Genomic DNA, 12590 nt, shown 5'->3' on the forward strand with positions numbered 1-12590 from the left:
AGGTTCCGAGGCGTCTCAAAACACCACTTACAGGGCTATCTAAACTTCTTGGGCTGGATCCTCAACACCGACGACTGGTTCGAGCAGATCCTAAGTACTGACTTCTACAGATGAGCGTTGGAAGAGAACTAGCGAAACCACGGTTGAAGCTACACTGAGTGCCCGTTACCCCCGAGAATCCAATGCGCATTCGAATCGAGGGGTTATCCCAGGAGGGGAACACCCAACCCATAAGCGAGCGGCTTCGGGAGCGACTCGGACTCAGTCGAAGCGAGGTGAGACATACCCTCAATCATCGGGAACTTATCAATCGAGAGCCATCAGTGGAGGGAGCCGAGGAGCTCAAACAGAACACGAGGTACTCGAGGCAGTGGTTAGCCTTTTCGAGCCGAATGAGTGTATTGCCGAGGAGGCAATCGACCACGGTGATGGGAACCCTTCCGATGTACCGGTCACTGTGTATGAACGTGCATTCCGGCAACGGACAGTTCTTGGGATGACTACGACCGACGAAAAAGGGTAGTACGAAATCAGGTACACTCACGACCTCCTCGATAACGACGCCCGACATCGCGGTTTCTCTCCAATAGAGCCAGCGAACGAATCGTCGAATCGAACATCCGATTCGACGCGAAGATTCTCACAAGAATTGACGTTTAACTCGACTCCGAGCGACCCGTCACCCACCTGAACACAGGCGAATCAAACCTTGTAGCCGAATTCAGTGACTAACCACCTGCTAACCTTTCGGACGTCGAAATCATTTTTAGATCACGATCTCGAATCGACATATTTGGAAATAGATGAAGTGATGAATAACTCGGACAATACGCCAGGACACAACCTCATATCCTATTAAAATATTGGGTCGGTTTTGTACTCTTTCTGATCATATTCTACTTCTTCACATATGATCAGGATTTCGAATACTGTCTTTCTATAGATCGGTATAGAATCTCTGGACAACCTGCCTGACAATACTACTGACATGATTATGATGTGCGCTAGCGTACCACTCGACTAGAGAGGGTCGGGATTATGGGGGAAAGTAAAATCGAGGCAACGGGGAAACGGATTCGAATAGAGGGTCTGGAAGAGGAGGCAGATAGCAGGGAGATACGCGAATTCCTCAACAACCAGTTAGGGATTGATTGGCGAAGTGCGAGACGGGCCATCGATCACCGGGATATTATCGAACGAGAACTGTCAGTCGAAGATGCCGAAGAAATGAGAAGGAATCTCGAGGATCTGGGGGTCAAAGTCGAACTTCTTGATATAAATCAATTCGGTGTCAGTGGAACCATCAAACGTGGTAGTACTCCTCTCGCCGGTGTATCGGTTATTGCGTACGATCGAGATCTTCGAGGCCGAACGGCCCTAGGCCGTACTTCGACTGACGAGGACGGCAACTACGAAATCACCTATGTAGACAGTGATTCTGACGGTCGCCCCAACCAAGAATTTGGGATAGAAGATGAGGCGGATATTCAAATCAGCGTCCATGACGTTATCGGCAATCAGATCGCTGAGTCAGAAATTGCTTTCAACGTTGGAGTAACAACAAGGATCGACGTCCGGATCGGCGAAGGCACACGCATCACACCCTCCGAATACAGGGTACTCGAATCGAACCTCGATGCCTCTCTCAATGGGGAGGCAGTCTCAGCGCTCTCAGACGAGGAGATCGCGTTCTTGCAGAAGGATCTACAGTCACTCGAGGGGGACGTAAACCTGTACGTCGAAGCGACTCGATTTGCTGAGGAGATCGGTCTGAATCAGAAGATTGGGTACGTACTCGGTCGAGGCGACCTAGAGCTAAATGGTGACTCCCTTCTGGAGACTGACAGCGAGCAGATCAGAGAAATCCTCATGGATGTTATCCGTGATTCAGACACTGGGGTGGATGATAGGGCGGTTATATTTTTGGACGAACTGGAAGGTTCAATCGACGATATTGTTACTGAAGTTGAGTATGCTCGCAAGCGACTACGGCGAGGACAACTGGAACAACGGGACGTTCTCATTGAGTTAATTGACACCGAGACTGGCGACCCGGTTCGTGATTTTACACTTGAACTCATAGACACTTCGACAGATGATGTTTCTTATGAGATTTCAGACAACAATGACGGTACATTCGTTCTTACGTACTTTCAACCTAAAGACGGTGACGACGAAGTACTACATCCAATTATTCGTATCTTGGATTTTAATGGATCTGAGACCCAAATCAAACGTCTTACTCTTGACAGCGAGACAGAAAAGCCGCTCAAAGTCGATGCGCCTATTCGCAGACCTGGAGATGTATCACTCGAAACGACGTTTGGACAACCGGACGAACTAAATCCTGAAAACGAACATTCCCCACGGGTCAGACTCTCAAAGGACGCAATAAACTTCCTCTCCAGTGATGAGATTGAAATCGAGACGCTGGCAGATATCCGCGAACGAGGGACGATTCGTGACATCGATGGCATCACGACCGTGCTCGATGCCACGTCGATTGATCGGTTAGAGGCCCACGCCGCCTTGAGTGTCCTGCCGACCGAGATCGAGACGAACGAGAGGTTAATCGATAGCAAGTATCGAGATATCTTCGCCATTGCCGAGACGGACGAAGAGGAGTTCGTCCGAACGCTCACCAGTGGGGAAGTCATCGACAAATCACGAGCAAGAAAGATTCATTGGGCAGCGTTGGCCGAGAGGAAGTACCTAAAACAGACACTCGCTCATCTACGTACGCTGCGGAAGTACGACCCCTTCCTAGAGAAAAAAGACCTTCCACCGGGCGCAAACATGCTAAACAAGTTAGCGCTTCCGCTGGAGTGCGAGTGCGAGGAATGCGATTTAGCGGTGAGCCCTCGAGCGTACCTCACATATCTGCTGGATTATGCGCTGGACACGGTGACTGCCGACCGGGACAAACTCTCCCTTGACGAAATTTCCAATCTCTTTCATCAGGAATTCAAACGCCTGTTGATGCGTTGCGAGACGGCCGAAGAACGCATTCGGCATATTCGGTTGGCCGTCGAAGTCCTGCTAGAATATATCCACGCACATGAGAGTCTTAATCTGCAATTCATGCTCGGCGACCCGGACATCGCGGAGTATCGAATGGCGGTCTACGACACACTCCTGAATCAGTTTGGAACTTCACGGGAAGAGATTCAGGAAGTGACCCAGAACGGAGACGACGATGAGCGTGAGCGGCTAGCAAATCGTATTGGTGTGGATCGAACCAACTTGCCGGGCCTTCTATTCGATCCGACAGTTTCTCCCCAAACGGACGCAGGTCTGTCCGAACTCGACCTGGAGAAGACGTTCGGGTACCAAGCGACGACGATAGCCGATGCAGACGGGGAGGTCAAACTCCGCGATCCCCTTCTCGGCCTGTCGGATATCATCGAAGAAGAAGACGATATCGAACGACCGTACATCCACACGTGGCAACAGGAGTATCTCCGACAGATCTGGCTAAGAGTCGATCACCCCGTCGACCCGTATACGCCGGTGATTACGGGACTGCACGAGACGAATAATCCTGCGCGTACCCGATATCCGATCATCGACCCTGACGTAATCGGCCCCGACGACTTCCGCACTCCGGACCCCAACGCCACTACGGAGGCGGACGAGATGGCCCATCGGGCGTTCAAACTCTGGATAAACAGAAGAGAATGGGTCGACCGTCAGCTTTCGGACCTCCGTACGAAAGGATTCGACCTCGCCCTTATCGAAATGACAGAACAGTTCGAGTATAACGGCGAACACCCAACTGGTCCTTGGGCAACACTTCTCGAGTTTGAAGAGGGCGAGACCGAGCCCCGGCTAACTGATCTCATCACCGAACTGAGCGCGCTTCACGAACAGTTGCTTACTGGAGAATATGATGACGCGACACAAGAGGAAACAGAACTCGCTGACCAGGCGAGAGAACGAATCGAGAACGAACTGCACCTCACGGCCGAGAGCTTCCTCCGACTCGTGAATCTTCACGAGAAACACCACAAACACACTACGAGTCAGCAAGGCGACCAGCTCACCGAGGAAGAACTTGAAGAAGCGATCTCCATCCTGGTTCAGGCGCAGAAGCGTATCCTTTATCTACCAATCTGGGTGAAAGAAGAGGAAGAACTTGGCGTCCAATTGGGCCCCGAAGCATTCTGGCTCTCGCTGACCCCCCCAACCGACGGCAAGTGGTCGTCCAAAATCGACGAGCAGTTCGAGGACAAGCCGTTCATCGACCCCGAGGAGACCTCGAAGGAAGACCTTCCAGACTGGGCGAGCGCCGGGACTGACGCGAGAACCCTATATCAGGAGCGAGTAGAAACGTTACGGGCACAACGGGAGACGATCGAAGAAGCGTATTGGTCGAGTACTACCGGTTTCAACGATGCCCTCGCGGCGACATACTCCGACGCTCTCCGAGCGGAAGTAACCGGGTCTCGGCCATGGCTCGAGTACTTCTCAACGCGGGCACAGGATCTATCGAATAGTGCCGATACCACCGAAATCGAAACGGAGGCAGAACAGCTTCGCCTGACGATAGAGGAGTTCGAAACACTAGCGGAAATCGGAGCGAAACTCGACCATCTGCTCGAACTCGATGCAACCATTCCGACGGAAGAGGACATTCTGGAGGCGTTAGACTTCCTTACGACTGCCTGGGAAGAAGTCACACCCGGGGCTGAGTCGAACATAGAGTCCGAGGAGAAACGGCTCCAAATCGAGGAAGTCTATCGCGAGAATGGCCTTGATGACGCACTCGACGAAATCTATCCCTCCGACCTGCGAGAGGAGATCGCCGGCACGAAAACGTGGACCGAATATCTCACTCGATGGGCGGAAGACTTGGAGGATACTGGTGATGAACTTCAGACCGAGATCATAGCTGAGGCAACGAAACTACATCTCTCGACTGACGATGAGGGGGACGAACTCATCGCCAGGTTCGAGGCGTTAACCGCGATAGCAACGAGACCCGAGAAACTAGCCGAACGCGAATCGTATCTCCCGTCGGAGGATGAGCTTACTGAGACATTCGATTTCCTCACAAGCACCTGGAAAGCTGGTGTTGTCGACGACTGGATCAGCGAAGAAGAATCAGAGGCGACCGATCCTAATACCGGTGAAGTCAGAAAGTCCGTACGGCCGTACTGGAGAGCACGAAAGGCAAAGATACAGCCATGGCTCGGAAGTCAGGCAAAACACCGGCAGTGGCAACTGGCCCTTCGTCGTCGGAACCGACCGCCAGATCTCGACCCCGATATCGTCCTTCCGAGCAGTACGACACACCGCGGAGCGCCCCGGATCAACGAGTCGGAGTCAGAGAACCCTCTCTCGGAGAGGCGGAAAAATACCGGCGGTCTGTGGAACAAACGAAAGGAGCAGGTCGAAAAACTCCGGACGGAACTCGAAACCCATATCCCCGATTCCGAAACAGCGATTCCAGCGGAGGATATCGACACACTCCTCACGAACGCTATCGGCGTAACCCTTGACGACCTTCGAGCCCTCATCGAACTCGAAAGGGAGGGTTTCGAGGTAGGACCGCGACTCGAACAGCTTTTGCTCTCTCGAAGCGCGTATCTTCGTATCGTTGATGTTCTTGATCTCGTCGAAGAGCACGGTGAGATCGATCGAGCAGTGGGTGACGATCTGCTCGCGATACTGGTACAAGTTCGGAAAACGTTGCTTTTCCCCGAGTGGCGGCGCGAGGAGCGGAAAAGCCGAATCATCGTAAGTCCGGACATTTTTGAGTTGCCAGACGAAGACGACGTGGAGACAGTGAGATCGCTCCTCTCTGAGGACGATCCAACGATTACGTGGCGTCGCGATTCAGATGTCTACCGAGATTGGGTCGAATTGCTTGAATCCCGGATCGAGCAGCGGGACAGCGTGGGGGTGGCAATCGCGGAAGCAGTGGACTCGGCCGAGGAGACGGCGCTCCCACTGCTTCGCGATGCGCTCATAGAGGTCGCTGGCGACAGACGGGTGGGTGCGGAATACCGTGCCGAACGGCTGACAGACCGGCTCCTTGTCGATATGGAGACGGACAGCTGTCAGAAGACGACGCGGATCGGGCAGGCCATCAACGTCGTCCAGGGCTTCGTATTCGGGGTTCGAAGCGGGACCGGGGTAAAAGTCCCCAACACGGAGTTCAAACTGTCGGATAAGAGTTTCGACAGACGGTGGCGCTGGATTGGATCCTACGCCACCTGGAAAGCAGCGATGGCGGTATTCCTCTATCCGGAGAACATCCTCTTACCGTCCCTTCGACGAGCGGAGAAACGGACACCCCAATTCGAAAACATGACAGATGCACTCGATGAGGGAGCGACGACTACGCAAGTAGAAAAACAGGCCAAAGCGTATCACGAATACCTCAGTGATATCTACTCTCTCGATGTAAAGGCGAGTTGCTGGGCTGAGAGTGCCGTCACTACAGCTTCCGGGCAACAAAAGACCGTCAACACCCACTTCGTTTTCGCAGAAGTTGGCTCGGATCTCTACTTTGCGAAAAATTGGGAGATAAACAAAGGGTATCATGTAACTCACTGGATGCCTCTCCCTCCGATGCCACGAGACACGAAGCATGTCGACATTATTGGAGCAGACTATTGTGAGAAGAATCCCCGGGAACGATACATCTGGTTGTTCCTGCGACGCCAGAAGTACGCATCTAGTGAGAGTGAGATCGTTTACGTGGAGTATGATATAGAAGCAGACCGGTGGCTGGACGACGATGAACTCGCTCCTCAGCCGATTGAGCTTCCACACGGCTACTCAGACAACCTAGTTGTCGGAAAAAGTGGTCCGCATCCAATACTCGCCGTTGCTTATGAGCGCGAAGTTTCCCAAGGAAAGGACTTGCACTACAAACATCCAGCTTATCCGTTATACCCTGTCGAATTTGAAGTGACAGACAACCCTAGCAGTGTTATTATCGAAGACTATCATAGAAAGGTGTGTACCTACATTTACATTGTATCGTACGATCCTAAGGAAGACGAATGGGTTTCTGCTGCACTCGCGCAGAAAAAGGATTGGGAATTTGACCTCAGATTGCTCAATACTGAAGCATCTGGAGGTGGTATTTCGTGGGAAAATTTACCAGTATCAGGGAAGTCAGTCCGCGACCCATATCAAAACTATAAGGATAAATCACGTTCAGAAACGACTATTGATATTTTTTCAGAAACTCCTTTTGGAGTTCTGAGTCCAGAATTGGAAGCTTACTACAATTGGTTCCAGCTTCCGTTCTCACTTCAAGAGATTAGTTTGGAGGAACTGACGGCAGTAGACCCCCGAGACGAATCAACTCAGTGGATCTTAGTGGGAGTTCAACCTCGTGACGAGCTAGCGGATCATATTGATGAACGTCTTGTATTTGCATTGATCGACACGCGTGACGAGATCACCGACGATTCCCTCGAATCGAGAGAGTATCATTCCGTGGTCTCGGTCAAAGGAGAAGCAGCGTACGGGTTTTCCTGGCAAGGAGTTCTACATGGTACAAAAGCTTCCGCTCAGAACGCGCTCTTTGGGTACTTCTACGATGTCGACCCTAAAGTTAGAAAAATCGCCGTTGATTCTGGGAATCTCAGTGTTTCCACAGCGGACACTGAAGGGTCATTTTTCCCATCAAGTTGGACGAGTGCCCAAATAATTCCCTCTAGTGTGTCCAGCGAAAATACCCGTCTGGTATCGTATAAGTACTTCGTTGGCGACCGATACCACTACAAGACCGCGTATGCCAACACGACATCGAAACTCATACGAGCAACTTCGATTCTCCCAAAACTACCGTTGAGTTCCGCGGGCGAAGTTGTAATTCCGAAAATCGGTCCTCCAATCAAGAATCCGAAGCAGTACGCCTCCTCGGTTAAGACTCTCTACAAGGAGACCTCTGGTCCGGAGATCTTCCAAACGTACCTCAACGAAGCGTATTATTTCCTACCACTCTACGCCGGACTTCAGCTCAAGAAATCCGGACAGTACCAGGAGGCACTAGACTGGCTGCAAACCGTCTATGATTACGCGTCCAAGAAACCTATCGAAATTTGCCCCTTCTTACAGCAAGACTCCGGTACCGATAAAGAAAACACGATACAGACGCCGACGTACTGGTTGGACGACCCATTAGATGTCCATGGACTCGCCAGAGAACGCCCCGGTTCGTATATACGTTACACGGTATTCGAGGTTGTTCGCTGTCTTCTCGACTTCGCTGACTCGGAGTTTACGAAGGACAACGTCGAATCCGTTTCAAAAGCTCGCCAACTCTACGAAACGGCGCTGGATATACTCGAACGTGAGAACCTAGTCGAGCCAATCGGCCCTTGTAGCGAACTCAAGATAACGGTTGAGCAACGACGTCGGACCGTCATCGCCCTGATGGAGGGCGACGGCAGAAATATATCCAATATAAGCGTTAAGCTCGGCGGGGAATCCAGAGACTTCCGTCTGGACGGATTGTCCTACGTGGAGGCAGCTTCGAGGATCGATGAACTCGGCAAAGAGCTAGAACGGATTACGGTGGCCCGATCCAGGGAACGGGCCTCCAGTTCAGTGCAAGGACACGACTCCTCAAGCACGGAAGAAGACGAACAAATACTTGATCGGGAAACAGCGATTCTCGCGACAGCCCAGAAACTCCCCAATCCTACGCATAACGACCCCTCACCGAGACTCACCGAGACTCACCTAAACGATGCGTTAACGCTGGCGAAATCCGCTCGAACCACTGCTACTGATCCCTTCGACTTCGAGGCAGAACGTGCCGACCGTACCCGGCGACTCTCAGAGTTGTACTCTCCTCTACTGACCATACCTAGTATCGCGCGCGGTGCAAACCGTGTCAGTGCCGGATATGTTTGGTCACCACCTACCAATGACCGAGCCTCCGGGAGCGGAGCATCGTTTGCGCCTATAGATATCGATGTCACGATCGACGGGCCTCCGATGGACCTCACAACGTACGTCGAGCGGTTCTGCATCCCCAACAATCCGATTCCGATGGCCCTCCAGTTCCGGGCGGAGGTGAACCTTCTCAAGATCCGTACTTGTCGGAACATCGCGGGTATGGAGCGACAACTCGAACCCTATGCCGCGCCGACAGACCTCGAGAGTGCCCTCCCGAGCATCAGCCCAAGTGGGCAATTGACTCTCCCCGGGACGGTCGATATCCAGCCGACGCAGTACCGCTACAGAACACTCATTGATCGGACAAAAGAACTCCTCAATCTCGCTCGGCAGATCGAGGCCGATCTCCTTCGTGCGCTCGAGCGTGCAGATGACGAAGCTTATCGGCTGTTGGAGGCTCAGCACGGGCTGGAAAGTAGCAAGGCGGGCGTGAAACTTCAAAACCTTCGCGTGAATGAGGCCGAAGACGGTATCGACCTTGCAGAGCTCCAGAAAGAGGGCTCGGAACTTCGAGCAGAGACGTATCAGGCTCTCATTGACGAAGGGCTAAACGAGCACGAAAAGTACATGATACCAGCCTATTACGGTGTAGCAGCGGCTCGAACCACTGCTGCTGCTCTAAGGGCTCACATCGAGGTTCTAAATGCAGGAATAAACGTTGGGGCCACAAATTGGCTGGAAAAAGGTGTTGCTGCTTCACAGTTCGCGGTTCTTGCGGCGCTTGCTCCTGTCGAAGCAGTCGCCGTCGCCACCGCGGCGGGTCTCGAAGCCGAAATCGGAGTTCGGGGGGTACTAGCCGCCAAAGCCCGCCGTGAACAGGAGTGGCGAACGCAGAAGACGTTCGCCGAGCACGACGCCAAGATCGGCGACCAACAGATCACGCTCGCAGAAGACCGCCTCAAAATCACCGAACAGGAGCGGAACATTGCCGAACTCCAGAGAGAACACGCCGAGGAGATCATCAACTTCCTCGAAGACAAGGAGACGGGCGAGGAACTCTACCGCTGGATGGTCGGCATACTCGAAGATGTGTACCGCTACTTCCTCCAGCAGGCGAACGCAGTGGCGAGACTCGCAGAGAACCAATTAGCCTTCGAGCGCCAAGAGCCCCCAGCAGGGTTCATCCAGACAGACTACTGGGAGCCGCCGAGTGAGGATATGTCCGCCGGTGTCGGTGGCGTCGCCGGCGAGGAAGAGTATGACCGTCGTGGGCTCACTGGCTCCGCGCGACTTCTCCAGGATGTCTACAAGCTTGATCAGTACGCGTTCAAGACCGCAGAACGGAAGCTCAATGCCCAGAAGACGATTTCGCTCGCACAATTGTTCCCCGTCGAATTCCAGCAGTTCCGCGAGACGGGCGTCCTCACTTTCCCGACGCCGATGGAGCTGTTCGATCGTGATCACCCGGGCCACTATCTCCGCCTCATCAAGCGCGTCGGCGCCTCGGTCGTAGCGCTGACTCCGCCGGAAGGCATCAACGCCTCCCTCACGGCGAGCGGCATTTCGCGGGTCGTCACTGGCGGCGATATCTTCCAGAGACGGCAGATTACCCGACTCCCAGAGACTATCGCGCTCAGCGCACCGTTCGCCGATAGCGGGATCTACGAACTCCAGCCGGAATCGGAGGGGATGCTTATGCCGTTCGAGAACATGGGCGTCGATACGACGTGGGAATTCCGGATGCCGAAGGCGGCGAATCAGTTCGACTATAACACGATCACCGACGTGCTCGTCACGATCAATTACACGGCGCTCAATAGTTATGATTACCGTCAGAAGGTCGTCCAAGAACTCGATCCCAAGATTGAGGCTGACCGTGCGTACAGCTTCCGCACTGAGTTCGCTGATCAGTGGTATGATCTGAACAATCCCGAACAGAGTGCGGAGCCGATGACTGTGCGGTTTACCACTTCACGCGAGGAATTCCCGCCGAACCTCGATGATGTCGACGTTGAGCACGTTCTTATGTATTTCATCGGTCCAGACGACGAATCTCTTGCGACGACGGAGGTCACGCTTACCTTCGACGACGGCAGTGGTTTCGGCCCACTGGGCGGTACCGCAAGTATCGTTGAAAATAAGGTGAGCACGCGTAAGCCGAGCGCACTGAACCTGTCTGCGATCACAAGTACGGCGAACGGCGTCGATGGAGAATGGACGCTTACACTCCCGAACACATCGATCGTCAGGGATCTATTTGAGCAGGACATCATTGAGGACATCTTGTTCGTGCTCACCTATTCCGGCCGTACTTCCGAATGGCCAGAGTAGCCGGTCGAGATCTTCAATTTTTACTCCTCTTTCACTTACATTCTCAGGCTCCTGTTGAGTGGATCATAAACTCACTCGGATCAACCATTCGGTTGAATACACGGTTCCTCGTTATCCATTCTAATCGCGGTCAAACAGAGTCCGTAGTCGGTTCTCCCTCGCCTTCGAGATTGTTCCGAGACCCGTCTTGGCCATTATTTTGTTTGGATTCTCGCCACTCGTACCAGAGGACGAGGAGGGTGAGACTGATCAAGGCGCCTATCCTCTGCTCGTTGACAATGCTCCCGACGAGACTGAAAATCAAGAAGAATTTCACTACCCCACTAGTCGAAATATTCATACAGTTAACTCCAACTCATCCTCAAAATGTTTATTGTCATGTGAATTACTTGAGACTGATTTCGTCATGACTCGAGAGGAATTGCTCAATGTCCGATTCACGCCACCCAAGCGGCGATACTACACTCGCTGCTGCCCGAACTAACAACTCCCGATAAAACCCGACATCATACTCGTTCAACTCCTCACCCGCCAATAGCACCCGCTCCTGCGACTGCTTTGCATCATCGACCACCACGTACGACACACTCTGACCAGGGGCACCAACCCCAAATCAGCCGCTCGCTCCAACGCCGCCACACTCCGCGTTGACTGCGTGTAGTCCTCCCGCTTCTTCGAGACACGATTCGTGATCACCAACTCATTCGGATCGACCGCTCCACGCTCAAGCCGATCCACCCACGACCGCAGTTCCTCACAAACCATTTCCGGATCACGATACTCATCCACCGCTCGAATCATCTCCTTCTGCGCCGCATCGATATACGACGGCGTACTACGCTGGCGACACTCGATGCCCCGATACTTGTACTCATCTTCGCCAGCGACCTTCCCGAAGTACTTCGTCAAGGCACCCGCATCCGAATCACGCAACGGAATGAACGCAATCCAGTCATAGTGGGCTTCATGCTCAAGTCGAATTGCCACCTGCTCAGAAATCTCAGCCACAAGCTCGGACAGCGACGTCTGTTCCTCTCCCTCAATCGGCGTCACCCACACGCTATCGACGATGCCATGCACAATCCGCCACCCATGCTCCTCGAGCACTGTCTTTGTCTCCAATAGAATCTCCCGTGCAAACGCGTTGATCGCCTCGTGGCACTCGATCCGCCCGAACTTCGCATTCGAAAAACCCTGATAGCCGAAACAGGAGACCAAAATCCACTTGATCGCACTCGATTGACCTTCCAACTCCTCGCGACGCTCCTTGTCCTCAGTGGAGCTTCAGGTTTGTACCCGCTAGTTCATGCTTTCTGAGCGCTTCTCTATAGGAATGAGCAGAAAGAAGCACGTTGTCGAACTCTCTGACGAAGAACGCAGAACGCTCGAGTGGT

Annotated in this window: 1 protein-coding gene and 2 pseudogenes; 2 read left to right on the forward strand and 1 reads right to left on the reverse strand. The window is 53.1% G+C overall.

The window, feature by feature from the left end:
• Together ACR3FF_RS22440 and ACR3FF_RS22445 are read left to right on the forward strand one after the other, a co-directional pair.
• A pseudogene (locus ACR3FF_RS22440) lies at window positions 1–114 on the forward strand (IS1595-like element ISHti5 family transposase); the annotation flags it as partial.
• Between the two features lie 924 nt (window positions 115–1038).
• Window positions 1039–11196 carry a Tc toxin subunit A-related protein gene (locus ACR3FF_RS22445; protein ID WP_458190373.1) on the forward strand — a complete coding sequence of 3386 codons (10158 nt, stop codon included), beginning with the start codon at window positions 1039–1041 and terminating at the stop codon, window positions 11194–11196.
• Window positions 11197–11581: 385 nt separating this feature from the next.
• On the opposite strand, the pseudogene ACR3FF_RS22450 reads toward ACR3FF_RS22445, so the two are convergent.
• Window positions 11582–12474: pseudogene (locus ACR3FF_RS22450) on the reverse strand (DNA polymerase domain-containing protein); the annotation flags it as partial.
• Window positions 12475–12590 lie beyond the last annotated feature (116 nt).

This window comes from Haladaptatus ordinarius (assembly GCF_054177595.1).